A 19,854-nucleotide genomic window follows, 5' to 3' on the forward strand; every position below is an offset into this window, starting at 1 on the left:
ATTTTTTGATTAAGTTTTATATTTAAAATGTGTATTTAAGTTGAAGTCCTATATTCATACCTCGCTTGTAATCGGTAACACCTTTTCCGTTAGCAGATACCACTAGAACATCCCCTAAATTTTGATCCTCTCTAACGTATTGAATGGTTGGATTTAATATGTTTTTAGCACTAAAGTTGATTTCGAAGTTTTCTTTGATGGTATTTTTCCAGATAAAATCTAAGGTCGGTACACTTTTTTCTACGATGTTTCCTAAGTCTCCAGAGCCCAATGCGTCAATACGATCTGAGAAATAAGAGAATACCAAATTGGCAACAGGTTGGTAGTTTTTAAATGTTGGCGAGTAGCTAATATCAGCGTTAAGCAAGAATGGCGATGCACCTTGCAATTCGTCCTCATTTCTATTGAAAGCTAAATCGAAAGTACCATCAATAGTTTCATATAAATCTTGATTGGTTTTCATGTAAGTAGCGTTAACACCAAATGATAAATTTGCGTTATCGTCTTCATCAACCAAAAGGTTTTTTCTTAATTCAATTTCAAAGCCATAAATAGTTGCTTGGTCTCCAGTACGAACATAACGTTGAGTTCCTGTGGCATCACCAACTACAACTAAATTAATTGGGTTGTCTATTTGTTTTGTGAATGCTCCTAAAGAGAAGATTTCATTTTTACTAAAGAACCACTCGTATTTTAAATCGATATTTAAGATGTCTGAATAACCCAAAACATCTGGGTTTCCACCTATTCTTGTAGAAACATCTTCGTAGACAAAGGGTGCAATTTCTTTAAATTCTGGGGTTGAAACTGTTTTACTTGCAGATAAACGCAGGTTTTGGTCATCGTTTAAGGTGTATTTAATGTTTAAACTTGGTAATATAAACGTTTCCTTTGAAGATTTTGAATCTACACCATTGTTACCCAAATTAATAACATCATAAGAAATATTTTGTTCAAAACTTTCCAATCTTACACCAGGTACAAATAACCATTTATCTCCAGCATTAATTTCGGTATCTACATAACCTGCGTAAACATTAAGGCTTCCGTTGTATGTGTTTTCAAAAAGACCTGGTCTGTTGGTGTTTGATAAAGTTGGATAAGGATTTATAACTTTAATTTCGTAAATACCATTTGATGCATCATTTAGATTTAGGTTGTCAAGATTGAAAATCGCATCGAAATTATTAACATCGGTAATTTGGTAATCACCGTCTACAATATCATAACCATATCTTATGTTATTGAATTGTCTCGTTTTATGGCGGCCATTGTACCCTAAATTAAACTTTAGTTTATCGTTAGGTTTGAAGGCTAAATTGAAACGACCATTATACTCATCGTCTTCAATTTTTTGAAAGTATCGTTGGTTATCAAAAACTACATTACTATAAAACGTTGGGTTTGTAGTTGAATCATTATCCAATGCGTATTGATAATTTTCAACACTAAAACGCTTTCTGTCAGGTTGGTCTGAAAACACTTTGTTATATCCAAATCCCCAATCCAAATCGAGCTTACCAGATTTATGGCTTCCTAATAATTGGTTTACAAACATTCTAGTTTGATCGAACTGAATGTTTTGTTGGTAGAAACCTTGATCGGTATTTAAAATAGCATCTCTATTTCTTCCGTTTCCATCAATCCCGTAATAACCTACTTCATCTGAAGAACTATTTATGAAAACTGAATTAAAACTTATGCGATTATCGCTATTTATTTTATAGCCTAAATTTGCCATAGCACTGGTGGTTGTGGCGTATTCGTATTCTTCAGAAGCGTCAAAGGCTTTCTTTTCAACTGTTGTAAAATCTACATTCTTACCAGTTCGGTATTCATAACTATTTTCAAAACTTCCAGTTACAAAAACACTTAATTTTGAGCCATTATTAAAATTGAATGAATTACCTATTGAAGCACCGTATGCTACATTAACAGGAGAATCTACATTAACCGGGTCTACGCCATGCGATAAAATAATTGCAAACGGGTTATGCGCATATCTACCATAATATCCAAAATAACCAGAACCCTCGCTTCGTACAAAGTTTTTGTTTATGGCATTGGTGTTAAATCCAGTTCCAGAAAACATATCTACAGCGAAGCTACCAGTATGTTCTTTTGACGTAATATCCACATTGCCTGCAGCAAAATCTCCGTAAAATTGGGCAGCATAGGCTTTGCTTATGGAAACGTTTTGAATAACATCCGATGAAAATAAATTTAAATCGATATTCTTTTTATTCACATCATTAGAAGGTAATGATAAACCGTTCATAGAAGAATTTAAATATCTATCGCCTAGACCACGCACATAAACATTACTTGAACCTTCTTGCTTTGAAACTCCCGAAATTTTAGCGACTGCGCCAGCAGCGTCACTAACACCTTTTCTTGATAGTTCTTGAGCACCAATACTCTGTTTTATTTCAACAGCTTTCTTTTGCTCTAATAATAAAGCTGTTTCGCTTTCTCTTTTAGTTGTAGTTGTTATTACAACTTCATCCAAAGAAGCGGCACTTGCACTCATCGCTACATTAAGTTCTGTTACTTCTCCAGCAATAATGGAAACGCTTATTTGTTGAGTTTCATAACCTACGAAGCTAAATTCTAAAATGTGAGATCCAACTTCTAAATTTTCAATTTTATAGACCCCATCAAAGTCCGATGTTGTTCCCTTTGTAGTTCCTTTTATTAATACGTTAGCAAAAGCTAAGGGCTCATCATTAAATTCTTTATCTGTTAGTGTTCCAACTAGCGACCCGGTGTTTTGCGCAAACGACATTAAAGTTGAGAACAGTACAAAAAGTAATATAAATTTCTTCATTATTTATTTTAAATTTCTTGGTGCAAAGAAACCATCATACTGTAAAATCTGTGTTACCTTAACTTTAAAGAACAGTCATAAAAGCGTTAGATTAATGTTATCAAATACAATATAAAATCTTGAGTTGTTTACATTGAATTAACATTACTATAAGTCAAAAAAGCAATGTTCTTAACACAAACTGAATTGGTATAATTAAGAGGTACAAAAAAAAGCAACTCTCATTTTACTTGAGAATTGCTTTTTAAATTAAATCTATCGTTTTGAAACGATGATTTTCAACTAACTAATTATTTAATGCTGTTGATTTTGTTTGATTATCAGCACTGGCCATCACAGAAACTAAATCTTCTAACGATATTGTATCGGCTTCTAAAATAATATTTACCGAAGTTGTGTTATGTGATGCTATTGTTATTTTGGTCTCTTTAGTTTGGTATCCTGTAAAACTACTTACTATAGTATATGTGCCTTCGTTTAAGTTTTCAAACTTAAAAAAACCTTTTTCATCACATAATATTTCGGCTCCAGTTTCTTTAATTTTAACCTTAGCAAAAATTAAAGGTTGGTTATTCGATTCAAAATCTAATAAATTACCATTTACTGTACCAGTACTTTGCGCAAACGCAACGGCTGATATTAAAATTAAAGTTATTGTTAAAATGTGTTTCATCAATTATTTTCTAATTCAAGACAAAAATACATCAGTAAGTGGTTTAAGGTGTTACCAAATCATTAAACAACTATGATTAAAATGTTACCTTAATGTTAAGCGATTTTATGTTTAATTTTTAATAGGAAATGTTATCTTGCTTCCTCATAAAATTTCACCATGAACTGGGAACAATTACTATCTTTAAAACGCTTTGGCGACACTAATAAACGCATCAGAAAAGAACAAGACGAAACCCGTTTAGGATTTGAAGTTGATTATGATCGCGTCATTTTTTCTTCAGAATTTAGAAGCCTTCAAGATAAAACCCAAGTCATTCCACTGTCTGATACCGATTTTGTGCACACGCGTTTAACACACAGTTTAGAAGTTAGCGTTGTTGGGCGTTCTTTAGGCAGATTAGTCGGGCAACGCTTGTTGCAAAAACACCCACATTTGCAAAGTGTACATGGGTATCAGGCCAACGATTTTGGAGCCATAGTTGCCGCGGCAGCATTGGCGCACGATATTGGCAACCCGCCCTTCGGTCACTCTGGCGAAAAAGCGATAGGCGAGTTTTTTATTAACGGAGCTGGTAAACAATATAAAAGTGAACTAACCGACAAAGAATACCAAGATTTATGCGATTTTGAAGGAAATGCTAATGGCTTTAGAATCCTTACCGAGAGTAGGGCAGGACGCCAAGGCGGACTCCGACTTAGCTATGCAACACTTGGCGCTTTTACAAAATACCCTAAAGAATCGCTTCCAAAAAAACCAAGTAAGCATATTGCCGATAAAAAATATGGGTTTTTTCAAAGTGAAAAAGAAGGGTTTGTTGAGGTAGCTAAAGAATTGGGTCTGAATAAACGAAGTCAAAAAGCAGAAAGTTATTCAAGGCATCCTTTAGCTTACTTAGTTGAAGCCGCAGACGATATTTGTTACACCATTATCGATTTTGAAGATGGCATTAACCTAGGTCTAATCCAAGAAGAATTCGCGCTAGAGTATCTCATAAATATCGTAAGAGATAAAATAAAAACTGAAAATTATTACGCCCTTACCACCAAACAAGATCGGGTGAGTTATTTGCGAGCCCTAGCCATTGGCACATTAATTAATGAGGCCGTTGATATTTTTATGAAAAATGAAGATGCTATTTTAAATGGCGATTTTGAATGCGCATTACTTGATAAAAGCAAATACGAAGCCCAAATAAACGATATCATTAAAATTAGTGTAGAGAATATTTACCAATCTACCGAGGTGGTCGATAAGGAAATTGCAGGTTACGGCGTCATTAACGCATTACTAAAAACCTACACAACAGCCGTAAACAACAGCTATAATAATACCGCATCAAATTACGACAAACTCATTTTAAAAGGCCTTCCAAAAAGCGTCAAAACCAACAATACTAGTTTATACAATCGCTTATCCAGTGTATGCTATCATGTGTCTTTACTTTCAGATAGCAAAGCCATTTTAGAGTACAAAAAAATAAAAGGGATTAGTTTTTAAAAAAATAAATTGGTGCGCCTGCCTGCCGGCAGGCAGGTTACCACAAGGGTCGGGCTATACGTTACAAGTCCTCGCTTCGTTCCTCGCTGTGGGCTTTTCACTGCTATCCCTAACGCATGGTTAAAATTAAATAATGAGCTTAATTTTTAACCAATTCTAACTCAATTTGCTCTAACGATTTTCCTTTGGTTTCTGGAAGTATTTTTAGCATTACAAAAAATCCAACAAACGCAATCATTCCAAATATAAAAAAGGTCGTTGCATTACCAAGAACAGATAATTCCCATGGGAAAATAAGCTGAACCATAGCACTAATAAAAGAGTTTATAAAGGCAATACAACCAATCATTAATCCTCTATATTTTATTGGAAATAATTCAGACAATAAAACCCACATAACTGGACCTAAAGAAAACGCAAAACAAGCTATAAAACCTAAAATTCCAATTAAAACTAAGGTAGCGTTCATAGATGTAGCTGCCTCTAAAATGGCACCGTCGTTTTTCAAATAAACTTGGTTGCCCAAAGTTAGCTTCATATCGTTTTTAAAGTCAATATCATTATCATATTCCTTATCTGCTAAATGCATTAATTGAGAAGATTCTTCAAACTGAAGTTGCGAAATTTTATCCGAAGTTAATTTATAAGTGGCACCACTAAAACTATAGGCACACAATAATAAACTTGCTGCAATTCCTGCTGTGCCAATTAAAAGTAATGGTCTTCTTCCCATTCTATCAATTAAATACATAGACACAAAAGTGAAAATTACCGAAATAGTACTTAGTAACACTCCAGACGAAAAGGATGCATCAGTACCAATTCCTGTTTGTTTGAAAATAGAAGTGGCATAAAAATAAACCGCGTTTATCCCTGTAATTTGTTGTAGTACACCAACAACTAAACCTACAACAAGTATAAAACGTAATGACCGTTTTAGTAAGTCTTTAATGATTACTTTATCCTTGTTTTTCTCTGCTTTAATAGCATTTTCAATAGTTGTTATTTCCAATGCACTTCGTTCTGGTCCGTGAATTTGATTTAAAACTATTTTTGCTTCGTCAATTTTATTTTTTAGGTATAACCAACGCGGGCTTTTAGGCACCAGAAATAACGCAGCGAAATACAACAAAGCAGGAATTAATTCCACACCCAACATCCAACGCCAAACATTGTCATCAGTTAAAAAAGTGCTTTCTGGTGTATTGTACTTATTAAAAAGGTAATTACTTAAAAAAGCTGCAAAAAACCCAAAAACAATATTTAATTGCTGAATCGCTACCAACTTGCCTCGATTTTCGGCTGGAGATACTTCGGCAATGTACATAGGTGCTAATACAAGTGCAGCACCAAATGCTAAACCACCAATAATACGAGCTATGTAAAGCATTTCGTAAGAGCTTGCAAAGGCCGACATAAGTGCAGACAAAGCATACAAAAAAGCCACTGCAATAAGTATTTTTTTTCTGCCCAAAATATCACTCAACCTACCTGAAATAAGCATTGCAAGCATTGCAGCGAAAGATGGTGAACTTACAACCCAACCTGTTTGCCCTTCAGTTAAGTTAAACTCTGGCGACGCATAAGACATAACTCCGGATATGATACCAGCATCAAAACCAAATAAGAACCCTCCTAATGATACTACAAAAGCTATAAATATTATTTTTTTAGACATAATAAATGGGAAGTTTAGTTGGTTAAATCAAAATTTGCAAAAAACGAAGATATTATTTTCTATCTACAAACTTTGACCGAAAGTTAATAAATTATGGTCTGGGTCAAGTATTGAAAATTCTCGTTGTCTCCATGGTTTCATTTCTAATTTACCATTTGGATGAATCGTGGTATTGTTATCTAATAAAGATTGGTAAAACGCGTCAATAGCATTCGTTCTAATATAAACTTGACCGTAATTCTTTTTAGGATTAAGTTTTTTGAATAAAAAAAAGTGAATCTGTATTTCATCCTTTTCCAACATCAAATAATCCTCATATTCGGTGTTGCCAAAAGCACTAAACCCAAGTTTGTTTATGTAAAATGCTTTAGTAACATTTAAGTTACGCATGGGCAATTTCGGGTTGATATCGGTTAGCATGATATATATCGCATTAAAGCATCAAAATAAGAATTTAATTTTGAATTGCTTTTAAATTAGAAGTATGGATTCAATAGTATGTTTTAAGCTTTCTGCATCTAATCCAATAGATTGCTGTAATACATTCACACCACCATGCTCAATAAATTCATCAGGGACACCTAAAACATTTATGGTGTTTGGGTACTGGTGTATCGCAGCAAATTCTAAAATAGCACTTCCAAAACCACCTTTTATACTATGGTCTTCAACAGTTACCACGATGTCATATGTTTTAAAAATAGAATGTAATAAATGTTCATCTAAAGGTTTTACAAAACGCATATCGTAATGTGAAACATCTAGATTTGCTATAGCTTCTGTAACATTCTTAGCCATTGTACCGATGCTTAAAACGGCAATATTTTTACCTTTTTTGAGCGAAACACCTTTACCAATTTCAATTTTAGAATAGAGTTGTTTCCAGTCTATCGTAACACCACGACCTCTGGGGTAACGTATGGCAATGGGTTGCTTTAAACCCAATTGTGCTGTGTACATAATGTTACGTAACTCTAGTTCATTTCGAGGGGCAAAAATAATGAGGTTCGGTATACAGCGTAAGTAACTCAAATCGAAAACACCATGGTGTGTGGCACCATCTTCACCTACCAATCCTGCACGGTCTAAACAAAAAATAACAGGTAGTTTTTGTAAGGCTACATCGTGGATAATTTGGTCGTAAGCACGCTGTAAAAACGTGGAATAGATATTACAGAATGGTATTAAACCTTGTGTAGACATTCCTGCCGCTAAGGTAACAGCGTGTTGTTCTGCAATACCAACATCAAACGCTCGGTCTGGAATGGCTTCCATCATGTATTTAAGCGAACTTCCTGTTGGCATTGCAGGTGTAATGCCAACAATGTTTTTATTTTGTTCTGCGAGTTCCACAATGGTATGCCCAAAAACATCTTGATATTTAGGCGCTTGAACTTCGTTTGATTTTTCTGCTAAGTCACCTGTTTTGGCATCAAATTTTCCTGGGGCATGATATTTTACTTGGTTTGTTTCAGCTTGTTTTAAGCCTTTTCCTTTGGTTGTAATTACATGAAGAAGTTTTGGTCCATCAACAGTCTTTAGTCGTTCTAATTCCGCAATAACGGTATTTAAATCATGACCATCAATTGGTCCAGAATAATCGAAATTTAAGGCTTCAAAAATATTATCTTGTTTCTGAGTGCCTTTTTTTACATTGGTTAAATATTGTTTTAAGGCACCAACACTTGGGTCTATACCAATAGCATTATCGTTTAGAATAATCAATAAATTAGCCTTGGTAACTCCGGCGTGGTTTAAGCCTTCAAAAGCCATCCCGCTGGCAATACTTGCATCGCCTATTACTGCAATATGGTGTTTGTTTTCACCTTTTAATTGAGAGGCGATTGCCATTCCTAATGCTGCTGAAATGGAGGTTGATGAATGCCCTACACCAAAAGTATCGTACTCACTTTCATCGCGTTTTGGAAAACCACTAATTCCACCAAGTTGTCTATTGGTATGAAAAATGTTTTTTCTACCCGTTAAAATTTTATGCCCGTAGGCTTGATGGCCAACATCCCAAATGAGTTGGTCTATAGGGGTGTTAAACGCATAGTGCAATGCAATGGTGAGTTCCACGACACCTAAACTAGCTCCTAAATGCCCTTCTTTGGTAGCAACAATATTAATGATAAACTCACGTAACTCTTGCGCAAGTTGAGGTAAGTCTGTTTGATTTAAAAGACGGAGTTCTTTAGGCGAGTTGATTGTATTTAATAGACTTTTTTGCACGAGACAAAAGTACAAGAATGAATTTGTATTTTTGCTATTATGATAGAACCTTTTGATGACACCTACTTTATGAAGAAAGCACTGCAGGAAGCTGAAGCCGCTTTTGAAAAAGGAGAAATACCAGTAGGAGCCGTTGTAGTGATTGAGAATAAAATAATTGCACGCGGACATAATTTAACTGAAACCTTAACCGATGTAACAGCTCATGCCGAAATGCAAGCCATAACAGCTGCTGCTAATTTTTTAGGTGGAAAGTATCTTCAAAAATGCACTCTGTACGTCACGTTAGAGCCTTGCCAAATGTGTGCCGGCGCGTTGTATTGGAGCCAGATTTCTAAAATTGTGTATGGCGCAAGAGATTTGGAACGCGGATGTATTAATTTAAAAACGAAGTTACACCCAAAAACTACGATTACTGGTGGTGTTTTAGCTGAAGAAGCCTCAACTTTGATGAAACGATTTTTTGTTGAGAAACGAAATTTAAATTAACGAATAAAGCCCGACCCTTGGGGAACGCCCTAAAACTATAATTTATTACGCTTTTGATTTTCGCGCATTTTATCAAGGTTTTCTTTGGTAAGCATATAATCTTTGAGATTTTTATCTTTCCAACGGTGGTATGAAAATAGCGGAAATACGATTAAAAACAATCCAGCAACACCAAAACCGATGAGTTTTTGTGCATAGTCTACCTGCAATGTAAAACCAAGAATGATACTGGTTAATGCTGCGATGGTGAGTATAAGGATGAGATATTTCATTTACTAAACTATTGTGTAAAATTGATAAGTTGCTGCCTGTATGCCGTTAATAGTTTTGATCGGGATATATAGCCGAAATATTTTCCGTCTTTTGTTACGGGCAAATTCCAAGCACCGCTGGATTTGAATTTATCCATAATAACATTCATATTGTCCTTATCGTAATCAATAATTCCTGCATCGGCATGCATAAGGCTTGCCGCGTCTACTTTGTCGTAGAGGTCCGAATCGAACATCATATGCCTGATGTCATCTAAACGGATGACGCCTAAAAACTCGTGATTATCGTTGACTACAGGAAAATGATTTCTAGAGGATTTAGCCACGGCATTTTTGAGTATTTCGCCAAGTTTCATTTCTGGTTTTAGTATGATGAAATTGGTTTCAATAACCTTGTCGATATCTAAAACCATCAACACGTTTTTGTCTTTGTCGTGGGTCATTAATTCCCCGCGTTCAGCTAACTTTAAGGTGTAAATAGAATGCGATACGTAATATTTTGTAATGGAAAAGGAGATAGCAGAAACTATCATTAAGGGCACAAAAAGTTCATATCCACCTGTAATTTCTGCAATAAGGAAAATGGCAGTTAAAGGTGCATGAAGTACTCCTGCCATTAAGCCCGTCATCCCAATAAGCGTGAAGTTAGATTCTGATACATGAAAATCTAAACCAATATTATTAATAATTTTAGCAAATGCATTACCTAAGGCACTTCCCATAACAAGCGTTGGGATAAAAACTCCACCAACACCACCTGCACCAAACGTAGTGGTCATGGCAATGGCTTTAAAAACAGAGATGCCTAATAAAAGTCCGATAACAATCCAGATGTTTGATAAATCGAGATCAAAAGGCGTTGTGCCTATTGCTGCAAGATGATCGCCTTTCAAAAGGTTGTTCATAATACCGTAACCTTCACCGTAAAGTGGTGGTATGAAATAAAGCATGGTGCCTATGGCTAAACCTCCAATTAAAAGCCTTACGGCCCGACTTTCAAATTGTTTAAAGAAGTTGGTTATAGAGAAAAATACTTTTGAAAAATAAACTGAGGCGAAGGCTGTTACTAAACCTAGTAACGCGTAAAATGCAATATCGTTAACCTCGAACTTATCGGTAAGTTCAAAACGTAATAATACATCGGTTCCAGTAAAAAGATAGGAGGTAACCACCGCAGAAACTGAGGCTAAAAGTAACGGAACAAGCGAGGTAAAAGCAATATCTAAGCTGAAAATTTCGATTGCAAATACAATGGCCGCAATAGGAGCTTTAAACATAGAAGCCATAGCGCCGGCTGCAGCACAACCTATTAAAAGCATACGCGTTTTGGTGTTCATATGAAATAATTGAGCCGCGTTTGATCCTAATGCGGCACCAACACTTACGGCGGGCCCTTGCAGTCCTACCGAACCACCAAACCCAGCTGTTAGGGGCGCTGTAATTAACGATGCGTAAATATTATATCTTGGAATTATACCATTCAGCTTTGAAATGGCATACAGAGTTGAGGATATACCATGACCAATGTGTTTTTTTAACCAAGTTTGCTTGATGATATAAACCAATAAAAGCCCAATTATTGGTAAAATGAAATATAATGTACTTTGGTAATCTTGAAAAATGTATAAGCTAAAGAAATACCTAATATAGTATGTTAAGTTTTTAAGAGTTACAGTTCCAATACCTGCTAAAAAACCTACCAAAATACTCAGTATGTAAACAAATTGACGTTCTGAAATGTGCTTGTATTTCCAGATTAAGAATTTGCGTAGAAGGCTTTTAAAGGTAGTTGGCATACTATAAAATTACTAAAAAATCCCGCCATAGCGGGATTTAAATTTTATGATTTTAAATTAAGTTTTAAACTTAGTTCATTTAATTGGTCATCGTCAATAGGTGCAGGAGCATCAATCATTACATCACGCCCTGAATTGTTTTTTGGGAATGCTATAAAATCGCGTATGGTTTCTTGCCCACCTAAAATAGCAACCAGTCTATCCAAACCAAATGCTAAGCCGCCATGTGGTGGCGCACCGTATTGAAATGCATCCATCAAAAAGCCAAATTGTGCTTTGGCTTCTTCAGGTGTAAAACCTAAATAGTCAAACATTAATGACTGTGTTTCTTTATCGTGAATTCTGATGGATCCACCGCCAATTTCATTTCCGTTTAAAACCAAATCGTAGGCATTGGCTTTTACAGCTCCCGGATCTGTTTTAAGTAATTCTAATTGTCCTGGTTTAGGTGATGTAAACGGGTGATGCATCGCATGGTATCTTTCGGTTTCTTCATCCCACTCTAATAACGGGAAGTCCATTACCCATAGTGGTGCAAATTCTTTAGGGTTTCTTAACCCTAAACGTTCTGCTAATTCCATACGTAAAGCACTTAATTGTGTACGCACTTTATTTTTATCGCCTGAAAGCACACAAATTAAATCACCAGGTTTAGCGTCGGTAACTTCTGCCCATTTTTCTAAATCGTCTTGGTCATAAAACTTATCTACTGAAGATTTAAAAGTTCCATCCTCATTGCAACGGCAATACACCATACCTAAAGCGCCAATTTGTGGTCGTTTTACCCAATCAATTAATTTGTCTATTTCTTTTCGTGTATAACTATTTCCTCCCGGAACAGCAATTCCAACTACCAATTCAGCATTATTAAATACGCCAAAATCTTTGTGCTGGGCTACTTCATTTAGCTCTCCAAATTGCATCCCAAAGCGAATATCTGGTTTGTCGTTACCATACAAACGCATCGCATCATCATAAAGCATTCTTGGGAATTTCTCAACCTCAACTCCGTTTACTTCTTTCAGTAAATGACGCGTTAAACCTTCAAAAGCATTTAAAATATCTTCTTGCTCAATAAACGCCATTTCACAATCTATTTGTGTGAATTCTGGCTGCCTATCGGCTCGTAAATCTTCATCTCTAAAACATTTCACAATCTGGAAATATTTATCCATACCACCCACCATAAGCAATTGCTTAAAGGTTTGTGGCGACTGAGGAAGGGCATAAAACTGACCTGCATTCATTCTAGATGGTACTACAAAATCTCGAGCGCCCTCAGGCGTAGACTTAATTAGATATGGTGTTTCTACCTCAATAAAGCCTTCTTTTGATAAATAGTTTCTAACCTCTTGAGTTACTTTGTGTCTAAAAATTAAACTGTTTTTTACTGGGTTACGACGAATATCTAAATAGCGATATTTCATTCGTAAATCTTCACCACCATCGGTTTTATCTTCAATAGTAAAGGGAGGAAGCATAGCTTCATTTAGAATGTTTAATTCCGAAACTAAAATTTCAATATCTCCAGTTGGGATATTTGGGTTTTTTGAAGCTCTTTCAATTACTTTTCCTTTCACTTGAATAACATACTCGCGTCCTAAGTTTTGGGCTTGTTCTATTAGCTCTTTTGAAGTGCGCTCTTCATCAAAAACCAATTGCGTTATGCCGTAGCGGTCGCGCAAGTCTACCCAAACAATAAATCCTTTATCTCTTGATTTTTGCACCCAACCCGATAGGGTTACTTCTGTATTAACATTTGTAGCTCTTAATTCGCCACAATTATGACTTCTATACATGATTAAATTTTAGATGCGCAAATTTAATGAAATACAACAGAGTATTAATTTTAAATATAGATTTTTTAATACAAACCATACTCAATTATAACCGGTGTGATTTGTTATTCGAATGAGTGCATTCATAATATCATATTTTTTTGAGGCTTCAACAATAATATTCTCAATTTTAATAGCGTATTTATGTCAAATTATTATATGCACGCATAACATTTTTCTAGTAAATTCTGTTTTCATTCCATAAAAAGCATATATTAGCGACAACTAACTCAAAATAATAGTAATTATGATTAAATTTTTAAACTTAAAATCTTTGATTTTATTTATGTTCTTAGGAACCTCAAGTCTTGTCTTTGGTCAGACCGTATCTGGTGTGGTTACTGATGATTCGTCGCAACCTGTCCCTGGTGTTTCAGTAGTTGTTAAAGGAACTACAACGGGAACAACCACCGACTTTGATGGAAAATACAGTTTAAATGCCAACAATGGTGACACTCTTGTGTTTTCGTACGTAGGTTATGAAACTCAGGAGGCTGTGGTTACAGGTAGCACATTAAATGTTACCTTACAATCTGGGGTTGCTCTAGATGCTGTTGTCTTACTAGGTAACAGATCTAAACCTAGAACGATTTTAGATTCTCCAGTACCTATTGATAATATTAGTGCTGAAGAATTAACAAGTGGTGGGCAACCAACTATTGAAGCGATGTTAACGTTTAAAGTGCCATCGTTTAATGCTCAGCCACAAGCTATTTCTGATGCGACAGCGCATTACGACCCAGCAGATTTACGTGGATTAGGACCTAGTAGAACATTAGTTTTGGTAAACGGGAAACGTAAAAACCAAAGTGCACAGGTTTACTTAAACAGAACACCTGGTAAAGGTGAGGTTGGAGTAGATTTAAAAAGTATACCTACAGCAGCTATTGAGCGTGTAGAGATATTACGTGATGGTGCATCGGCACAATACGGTTCAGATGCGATTGCAGGTGTAATTAATATGGTGTTAAAAAAAGACGCTCAGTTTTCGACATTTTCTGCAAAAACAGGAATTACTTCTGAGGGTGATGGTTTTAACTTTGCTACAGATTTCAATACAACCTTAGGATTTGGTGAAGGTGGATTTGTAAACCTTACTTTAGGGTATTATAACCAGAAACTTACTAATAGAGCAGGAACTCCAGGTGTTGCAGATTTACCAAGTGATGCTAGAGATTATGAAATAGAGTGGGCACAGAACAACCCAGATTTAGGAATGCACGTAGGTCAGCCAGATTTAGAAAAAGGCGATGTTTTTGTAAACATGTCGCATCCAGTTGGTGAAAATTCGGAATTTTATTCGTTCCATGGTTATACCTTGCGTACAGGTCGAAGTTTTGCATATTACAGAGCACCTTATTGGAGACGTGATGTTGCAGATGCGAACTTCATTACAACCGATGGAAATTTTCAAGGTTACCAACCAACTTTCGAAGCAAGAATTAAAGATCATATTAATTCTGCTGGTTTAAAAATGGATTTAGGTGAAGGATGGAATGCCGATGCGAGTCTTACATTTGGTAAAAACAGTGTCGATTATACCGTTAATAATTCAGTGAATAGAGATTATTTAGCTGATAATGGTACATCTCCTAGAACGTTTAATCCAGGTGGATATAGTTTAAGCAATGTTATTGGAAATTTAGATTTTTCTAAAGTGTTTTCTGATGTGGTAAGTGGATCATTTGGACTTGAATACAAAAAGGAAAAATTTGAAGCTAGAGAAGGAAATCCATTATCTTACTATGGTGCAGGATCTGATTCTTTCGCAGGTATTAAACCTGAAGAATCTGGAGAATGGGATAGAAACAACTTTGCTGCTTATGCTGGATTAGATTTCGATATCTCTGATGCATTATTATTAGGAGTTGCAGGACGTTATGAAGATTTCTCGGATTTTGGAGATAATTTTTCTTGGAAATTAAACGGGCGTTATAAATTAGGAAGTGCAGGAGCTCTTAGAGCATCTTACAGTACTGGATTTAGAGCACCAACATTACACCAACGTCATTTAACAAATAGCCAGTATATTATTGTTGCGAGTTCACCAGAACCTCTTTTACAAGGAACTTTAGCAAATAATAATCCTGCAGTTGAAGCTTTAGGTGTTCCTAATTTATTTGCAGAAACATCCAGAAACATGTCGGCAGGTATTACATATCAATTTGATAGAAATTTTTCTGCATCTTTAGACTTCTATAGCATTAATGTTGATGATCGTGTTTTATTTTCATCTCAAATTGGAGCAGATGGAGACGATACTACAACTAATCCTGTAGAGCAAATACTTGAAGATAATGGAGTTGTAGCGGTACAATTTTTTATAAACGCAGGTGATACTAAAACAACTGGTGCCGATTTAGTTTTAAATTATAGAAATATGGATTTTGGAGCTGGTAAATTACATGCTAATTTAGCGGCTAACTTTAATAAAACTACAATTGATGCAATTAATACACCAGATGCTTTAGCACAAAACGGATATGATATTTTTGCAAGAATTGAAAAAGGTTTAATTACAAGTGCAAGACCAAGATCCAAAGTAATATTAGGATTAGATTATGAGTCTGATAAAGTAAATGTTGGATTATATAATACTATGTTTGGAAAAGTTACAATAACTTCTCCTAATGGTGCAGAATTTGACCAGGAGTTATCTTCTAAAATTGCAACCGATTTAAGTTTGAGTTATAAATTTACAGATAATTTAAGTCTTACAGGTATAGTAAATAACTTATTTGATGTATATCCAGATGTAACAAAAGCATCAACAGGAACTGCGCAAGCAGGAAGCAGATTTGTTTACTCTTCTGAAGTACAACAACTAGGTCAATTAGGTACAAATTTTAGTATCGGGTTGAACTATAAGTTTTAATTAAACACAAATTTTTTGATATCAAAAAGCCCCAACATATGTTGGGGCTTTTCTTCGCTATTAATTAATCCTTTTAATATTAGAAATAAAAGGATATTGTTAAAACAACCTTAATTACAATTGTTTTATCCTTTCAAATGCTTTTAAATTTTATATTTAATCTGCAATTAACTTTTGATTTGTTGAAACTCGACTTTTAAATAACCACATTTTAAATTTCGTGACAAGATAAAATAAAATTGGGACAACTATCAACGTTAAAAAAGTTGCTACCAAAAGACCATAAATTACAGTCCATGCTAAAGGGCCCCAGAAAATCACATTATCTCCACCCATATAAATATGAGGGTTAAATTCGCTGAACAAAGTAAAGAAATTTATATTTAATCCGGTAGCTAAAGGTATTAATCCTAAAATTGTAGTAATAGCGGTTAATAAAACTGGGCGTAAACGCGCTTTTCCGCCTTTTACAATCGCTTCAACAAGATTGTCTTGTTCTAGATATTGATCTTCGTCCAGATCGTCTTTTACCTTTTGTCGGTCAATAAGTAGTTGTGTGTAATCTAAAAGGACGACACCATTATTAACCACAATTCCAGCTAGAGATATAATACCCATCATGGTCATCATAATTACAAATGAACTACCCGTTGCAACAATGCCTCCAAAAACACCAATTAAACTCAAGAAAATAGCTAACATGATAATTCCAGGTTTTGATATGGAGTTAAATTGAAAAATTAAAATAAAGAAAATTAATCCTAATCCTGTAAAAAACGCACCCATTAGAAAAGCCATTTGCTTATTCTGTTCTTCTATTTGGCCAGTGTAATCAACTTTTACACCTTCTGGTTTTTCTGTAAAACTTTGCATTTCGTGTCTAATATTTGAAACAATGGCTCCAGCATCTGTAAATCCAGGAGCTAAAGCAGAGTATAGGGTTACAACACGCTTTACATCTTTATGTTTTATTGCACTAAATCCAGAGCTATTTGATTGCTTGGTAACCGCAGAAACGGGAACTTCTTTAATTTGACCAGAGGCCATGTCTCTAAAAGTTATTTTCTGATTAAAAATAGCGCTGGTATTATATCTGTTTTCTTCGTTAAAACGCACGTAAATATCATAATCTTCCCCATCATTTTTGTAAACACCTGCTTTTGCACCAAAAATTGAGTTACGAAGTTGTTGTCCAACTTGACCCGAAGTAACGCCTAATTCTCCTGCCTTTTTTCTGTCAATAATAACCTGCATTGATGGTTTCATTTTATTAACATCTATTTTCAGCTCATCAATTCCTTGAATGTTTTTAGTGTTGATAAAATCGCGCATTTTTTCGGCTGTAGCAATTAATTCGCCATAATCTTCACCTTCTAATTCAATATTAATTGGATATCCCGCGGGAGGGCCAACAGCATCTTTTTCAACAGAAATAGCTACACCAGGATACACATCTTTTAAAGCTTCTTGTACTTTTTTAAGAAGTTCTTGACTGTCTGCACCTTCTCTGTATTTATACTCGCGCATGGTGGCTGTAATTTTTCCACGATGTGGCATTTCTGCAGCAGAACCTCCATCGGTTTGAGGATTTCCGGCGCCTTCACCAACTTGCGATACAGCACTTTCAGTAAGAAAATTGTAGCCGTCTTTTATATATTCTGGATCGTTAATGATTTTGTAAACACGCTTTTCAATATCTTTTGTAATAGCATTTGTTTTTTTAATATCTGTACCTTCAGGGTACTCTATATAAACAATGATTTGATTTGGTGTGTTATCTGGGAAGAATTCCACTTTTGTACGTTGACTGCCAACCGAAGCTCCAAAGCCCATAAAAGCAATTACCAATAAAATGGTTGTGCCTATGGCGATAAGTTGAGGTTTTTTACCACTAAGCGCATAACGTAACGATTTTTCGTAGGCACGTTCCCATTTAGGTAAAATATTATTCTGAAAACCATTTGCCCATTTTCTAAGGAATAGTCGGTATAACCAAAGCAATATTACGGTTACTATCATCAAGCTTCCTAATCCTCGGTATGCTCCGCCAAACAATAAAATAACCAAACCAAATCCGCCTAAAATCGCAGATATTTTAATGATATTTTGAAGTGGCATATTTTTATCCTCAGTCGTCATTAATTGAGAAACTAAAACCGAGTTAAAGAAAATGGCAACAAATAATGAGGATCCCAAAACTACCGATAAGGTAATTGGAAAGTAAATCATGAATTGCCCCATTACTCCTGGCCATAACCCGAGTGGAACGAAGGCAGCAACAGTTGTTAAAGTTGAAATAATAATAGGAAATGCTATCTCGCCGATTCCTTTTTTTGCGGCTTCAATTCGGCTCATGCCTTCTTCAGTCATTAAACGATATACGTTTTCAACTACAACTATTCCGTTATCTACAAGCATTCCTAGACCCATAATTAGACCAAAAAGAATCATTGTATTCATGGTGTATCCCATTAAGTTTAGTATCATGAGGGACATGAACATAGACATAGGGATGGCAAAACCAACAAAAAGCGCATTTTTAAACCCTAAGAAGAACATTAATACGGTTACCACGAGGATAATACCAAAAATGATATTGTTTATTAAATCATCTACTTGCCCAATGGTTTTTGATGATTGATCGTTAGCAATACTCACTTTTAAATCTGGAGGAAATACATTTTTAATAGCATCATCTACAATAACTTGAATCTGTTCTGCAGCTGCCACCATATTTTTTCCTGCTCGTTTTTTAACGTCGAGCATCACCACTGGATCGCCAAATTCTCGTGCATAAGTTGTTTTGTCTTCGTCTTTAAAAGTGATTGTGGCTACGTCTTTTAAATAAATAGGATTATTGTGTTCTGATTTTACAACAAAGCTTTCTAAATCTTTAGGGTCTTCAATTTCACCTAAAATTCGAATTGTTCTTCTTTGTCCGCTTGAGATTAAGTTACCTGCAGACATGGTCATGTTCTCTCTGCTTATCGTATTAATAATGTCGTCAAAGCTAACTTGAGCAGCCATCATTTTATAAATATCTACGGCAACTTCAACTTCCTTTTCTTGAGCGCCACGAATATCAACTTGCTTAATTTCTATTAAGCTTTCAATTTCATCTTCTAGATATTCGCCATATTCTTTAAGCTTATCAACAGGATAATCTCCAGAAATATTGATATTAAGAATAGGTATTTCTTCAGACATACTTAAATCGAACACGTTAGGTTCAACCTTAGCGCCATTAAAAGTTGGCCAATCCTCACTCGCAGTTTCAGAATCTACTTCATCTTTAACCTTTTGTTTAGCATTATCAACAGAAATATTTTCGTCGAACTCAACAATTACTATTGAATAATCTTCTTGAGATGTTGAGGTTATTTCTACTACATTACTTACCGTTTTTAACTTATCTTCTATAGGGTCTGTAATCAGTTTTTCAATATCTTCAGCAGTATTTCCTGGGTAAACTGAGCTTATATATATTTTAGTTTCTTTTATTTCTGGGAAACTTTCTCGCGGCATACTAAAGTAAGCGCCGGTTCCTAAAAAAAGGATTAATGTAATAAGCACATACATGGTGGTTTTATTGTTAATTGCCCATGATGAAAACGCAAACTCTTTATCTACAGTCTTTTTCTTTTTATTTTTTGTCATTGGTTTTGTTATTAGAG

General features: G+C 35.1%; 12 protein-coding genes. 3 read left to right on the plus strand and 9 right to left on the minus strand.

The features are described 5' to 3' along the window. Positions 1-22: 22 nt before the first annotated feature. Complete coding sequence (locus tag BUA46_RS08140; protein WP_035106047.1) at positions 23-2,827, minus strand: TonB-dependent receptor; 2,805 nt, start codon at positions 2,825-2,827, stop codon at positions 23-25. A gap of 286 nt (positions 2,828-3,113) precedes the next feature. Then, entirely contained in the window at positions 3,114-3,500 is a 387-nt protein-coding gene (locus BUA46_RS08145) for a carboxypeptidase-like regulatory domain-containing protein (RefSeq protein WP_019386749.1), read from the minus strand. A gap of 159 nt (positions 3,501-3,659) precedes the next feature. On the opposite strand from BUA46_RS08145, the gene BUA46_RS08150 reads away from it, so the two are divergent. Continuing rightward, a complete protein-coding gene (locus tag BUA46_RS08150; RefSeq protein ID WP_019386748.1) occupies positions 3,660-5,000 on the plus strand; it encodes a deoxyguanosinetriphosphate triphosphohydrolase in 1,341 nt (446 codons plus the stop codon). Positions 5,001-5,139: 139 nt separating this feature from the next. Here BUA46_RS08150 and BUA46_RS08155 read toward each other — a convergent pair whose 3' ends face one another. From BUA46_RS08155 to dxs, 3 genes are all read right to left on the minus strand, one after another. After that, positions 5,140-6,678, minus strand: coding sequence for a sugar porter family MFS transporter (locus BUA46_RS08155; protein ID WP_019386747.1), 1,539 nt, complete (start codon positions 6,676-6,678; stop codon positions 5,140-5,142). 63 nt (positions 6,679-6,741) lie between these two features. Further along, complete coding sequence (locus BUA46_RS08160) at positions 6,742-7,098, minus strand: bleomycin resistance protein (protein ID WP_019386746.1); 357 nt, start codon at positions 7,096-7,098, stop codon at positions 6,742-6,744. Positions 7,099-7,149: 51 nt separating this feature from the next. Then, the gene (gene dxs / locus BUA46_RS08165) at positions 7,150-8,910 is read right to left on the minus strand and encodes a 1-deoxy-D-xylulose-5-phosphate synthase (RefSeq protein WP_019386745.1); all 1,761 of its coding nucleotides are present in this window, start codon (positions 8,908-8,910) and stop codon (positions 7,150-7,152) included. 39 nt (positions 8,911-8,949) lie between these two features. Between dxs and BUA46_RS08170 the strand changes: the two genes are divergently transcribed. Further along, the gene (locus tag BUA46_RS08170; RefSeq protein WP_019386744.1) at positions 8,950-9,399 is read left to right on the plus strand and encodes a nucleoside deaminase; all 450 of its coding nucleotides are present in this window, start codon (positions 8,950-8,952) and stop codon (positions 9,397-9,399) included. A gap of 35 nt (positions 9,400-9,434) precedes the next feature. On the opposite strand, the gene BUA46_RS08175 is transcribed toward BUA46_RS08170, so the two are convergent. Genes BUA46_RS08175 through aspS form a run of 3 tightly spaced genes read right to left on the minus strand, consistent with a single transcriptional unit; the run spans position 9,435 to position 13,266 of the window. Next, complete coding sequence (locus BUA46_RS08175; RefSeq protein ID WP_019386743.1) at positions 9,435-9,671, minus strand: hypothetical protein; 237 nt, start codon at positions 9,669-9,671, stop codon at positions 9,435-9,437. 8 nt (positions 9,672-9,679) lie between these two features. Beyond that, the gene (locus BUA46_RS08180) at positions 9,680-11,467 is read right to left on the minus strand and encodes a chloride channel protein (RefSeq protein ID WP_019386742.1); all 1,788 of its coding nucleotides are present in this window, start codon (positions 11,465-11,467) and stop codon (positions 9,680-9,682) included. 44 nt (positions 11,468-11,511) lie between these two features. Next, positions 11,512-13,266, minus strand: coding sequence for an aspartate--tRNA ligase (aspS, locus tag BUA46_RS08185; RefSeq protein ID WP_019386741.1), 1,755 nt, complete (start codon positions 13,264-13,266; stop codon positions 11,512-11,514). Positions 13,267-13,552: 286 nt separating this feature from the next. On the opposite strand from aspS, the gene BUA46_RS08190 reads away from it, so the two are divergent. After that, the gene (locus BUA46_RS08190) at positions 13,553-16,180 is read left to right on the plus strand and encodes a TonB-dependent receptor (RefSeq protein ID WP_019386740.1); all 2,628 of its coding nucleotides are present in this window, start codon (positions 13,553-13,555) and stop codon (positions 16,178-16,180) included. Between the two features lie 156 nt (positions 16,181-16,336). On the opposite strand, the gene BUA46_RS08195 is transcribed toward BUA46_RS08190, so the two are convergent. Further along, complete coding sequence (locus BUA46_RS08195; protein ID WP_019386739.1) at positions 16,337-19,837, minus strand: efflux RND transporter permease subunit; 3,501 nt, start codon at positions 19,835-19,837, stop codon at positions 16,337-16,339. Positions 19,838-19,854: the final 17 nt, after the last annotated feature.

The organism is Algibacter luteus, assembly GCF_900141715.1.
Lineage (GTDB): Bacteria > Bacteroidota > Bacteroidia > Flavobacteriales > Flavobacteriaceae > Arenitalea > Arenitalea lutea.